General features: G+C 42.8%; 3 protein-coding genes. All 3 read right to left on the bottom strand.

The window, feature by feature from the left end; genetic code table 11:
• Positions 1-511: hypothetical protein (locus ACZFYI_RS18075; protein WP_462525523.1), on the bottom strand; the 511-nt coding region annotated here is incomplete at its 3' end.
• 19 nt (positions 512-530) lie between these two features.
• The gene (locus tag ACZFYI_RS18070) at positions 531-2,798 is read right to left on the bottom strand and encodes a TonB-dependent receptor (protein ID WP_462525522.1); all 2,268 of its coding nucleotides are present in this window, start codon (positions 2,796-2,798) and stop codon (positions 531-533) included.
• 78 nt (positions 2,799-2,876) lie between these two features.
• Positions 2,877-3,129 (bottom strand): hypothetical protein (locus tag ACZFYI_RS18065; RefSeq protein ID WP_462525521.1); only part of this gene is annotated, 253 nt, incomplete at its 5' end.

The following is a 3,129-nucleotide window of genomic DNA, read 5'->3' as shown; positions in this document are numbered from 1 at the left end:
AAATAAGCTGCTGATTCACTTTTTCACTGTACCAGAAAGTAGTCGTGACGATGACCTCCATCTTTCTCCCGTTGGCTAAGTAATCAGAAAATAATTTGATCGATTCCGCAAGTGCATTCCCATTGACCTCGGATTCTCCAATATTTTCTCCAAATCTGATAATCAGGATGTCGGGACTAAAATCTCGGAGATGATCATAATAAGAAAAGTCAAAGGATTCAAAGCCTCTTTCAAAAGGATACACGTTTTCCCTTTTCAGATTAGCCTCCGGCTTTATAGATTTGACCAAAGAGCCTAAGACAGAAAAATAATCTTTGTCCCTAGCACTTGCTGCCATGCCCCAATCTCCGTTCCCACCGATTTCAGAAGCCGGTGGATGCCAGGTAATGCTGTTTCCGATAGCAAGTATTTTGGGATCAGATTTTGTCAAAGATGGGTTTTCCCTTGGTTCCATACATGAATTCAGTCCCAAAAAGAAAACCCAAAATATTACCTTGACAATCTTGTTCATTTATTGATATTTATTCCTTTCAAAAAGGAATTCTGACATTCAACGCAATATTTCTTCCCATCTGATTGACGCCAAAAGGCCTAAACAGGGAAAGGTGATCCAAGTAAGCTTTATTCAAAAGGTTGGTTCCACTGACATAAATATCCATGGTGTTGCTTCCGATTTTTAGGTTCCCACCGATATTCATCCCCAAAAGGAAATAACCCGGAGTTGCTTCTTCCAAAGGCGCAGCTCTTTCCTGGTCAAAAACCAAAGAACCCAATAGGCTGATGTATGGTTTTTGGAGAATCCCGATATCTTTCAACCTGAAATCTACATTTTGATTCCAACGGAATGCCGGAATATAAGGCAGGTAAGTCATGTCATTTCTTCTCTGTCCGATGACCATGGCGTACGAAGTCGATCCACTGATCCACTTGATGGATGTTGGCTGGATATCCAATTCTATTTCGCCGCCATAAAGTCTCGCATCTGCCTGCTCAAATGACCATATATCCAAATCTTCCTGCACTTCTCCGGTAGGGGCAAAGAAAATATAGTTGTTGATGCTGTTATAAAAAACTTCTCCAGAAAGCGCAAATCCTTTGCCGCTGTAACGGATACCAAAGTCAGTCTGAATGTTTTGTTCTCTTTCAAAGGACGCATTTCCTTTTTCAAATCTTCTGGTTCCGGGATGTACCCCATTGGAAAACAATTCCGCCAAATCGGGAGCCCTGAAACCCTGCGCAATGTTTAACCTGAATCTCCATTTGTCATCCGGTCTAAAGGTAGCCCCACCACTCGTGGTCACTCCATCGAATGTCCTCTCAAGTTTCCTGTCTTCAGGTTCTCCAGGCAAGATAAACCCAAAATCGATAAAATGAGGAGCACTTGCATCTACATTTACTTTTCTATAATCATACCTCAATCCACCTTGAATTACCCATTTATCTTTGTTGTAATTCAAAAGCCCATAAACTGAACGGTCGTCTTTTCTGGCATCAGGGATAAGGAATTCCAAAGCGTCGTCGTAGTTGATGGTATTGAGAACAAAACCCTGAACCCCAAAGATTGCCTCCAAATGTGGATTCAAGGACTTGAAGTACTTGAGGTCGTACATGACATTGGTCTGGTTCAATCCCAAATCCACGTTTGCTCCACCGGATTCCAATTCTTCTCTGAGGTTTTTGTGTAGGCCAAAAGTAGCTTTGAACTTATCCTCTCCCAAAAACACATTGGTCTCGGAGGAGAAGAAATGGTCTGTCACATTTTGATAAGGAACTTGGGTACTGCGGTCTCCTCTAAAAGTTGCCAACTCATCTATGGCGTTTTCATCCAAAATTCCGAGCTTCTGTTTCATGTACGTATACCTGAGTCGGGTATCACCCCATTTCTTTTGAAGACCGACACCTGCTTTCAGATTTTGGGTATTGAATCTTGTGTTTCCCATAGTCCTGCCATCACCGTCAATGTAATCGGCATGGGATTCCAAGGCCCCGTTCATGGACCATACAAAACCATTTTCTCCGGCTCCTTTCACTCCGACCTCTGACCGAAGTCCAAGGTTATTGCTGTATCCACGCAAGTTGACATACCCGTCAACATCGCCTTGGGCAGCATCTTTTTCCTCTATCAAGTTGACCACACCTGCCATCGCTCCTGAACCATAAATCAAGGAAGCAGGACCTTTGATCAGCTCCACATTTCCTATACCTGTTTCGGTCAATCCCAATCCATGGTCAGCACCCCATTGTTGGTTTTCAAACCTTCCTCCTTGGTATACTGACAACACCCTGCTGAAAGAAAGGCCTCTAATTACAGGTTTGCTGATGCCGGGTCCCAAAGAGATTTCATTTACTCCCGGGGTTCTGGTCAATGCTGTCATCAGACTTGGTGAAGGCATTTTGAGAATTGCCATTCGGTCCACCTTTTCGATGCTGATCGGTGAACTTTCCTTGCTCATAATATAAGCGCCAGAAATCACCACTTCGTCAATATTGGTGGTGGATTCTTCCAGTTGGATGACCAGGGACTTGGCCGAATTGCCAGGCCTGATTGTTTGTACCTGAGTGGAATATCCGATAAATGAAATCTGGAAAGTAATGTTTTTCTCAGGAAGAGAGTTGATTTTAAAGTTTCCATCCAAGTCGGTAACCACGCCGCGGTTAAGTTCGGGAACGAAAACAGAAACACCCGGCAAAGGAGAATTGGTATTTTTATCAAGGACACGTCCTGTGATTGTAAGATCTTGTGCTGCCAATACACCAACTGAAATCAGGGTAAAGGCAATAACGAATAATAGTCGCATTGCTAGAATTGCTAGAAAGTAAGAAAGAAATTTAAAATGAAATTGAGTTGGGTTATGTTGGACTCAACAAGGTAAAAATCAGGCAATAGCAGGTGGCCCACGATGGTCAAATCCCAATTGGACTTGGGTAAAAAACTCAATAGAAGTTAATGAATATTCAAAACTTTGATCAAAAACAATAGATTCAGGAACCGGAACTTCGAACTGATAAACAATATAATCAGCATGTGCGAGCAGATCCAGGATGATCAGTTCCTCCTCAGTATGCCCATGGTCAGGTTGGGATTCCTGTTCTAAAGTCAGAATGGGGTGAGCGTGGGTGATGATCTTC

The organism is Aquiflexum sp., from assembly GCF_977115555.1.
This window is presented reverse-complemented; position numbering and strand designations above follow the sequence as displayed.

Bases quoted from the DNA above. Each gene is read 5' to 3' on its own strand.
- ACZFYI_RS18070 (WP_462525522.1), bottom strand. From the start codon at position 2,798: ATGCGACTATTATTCGTTATTGCCTTTACCCTGATTTCAGTTGGTGTA.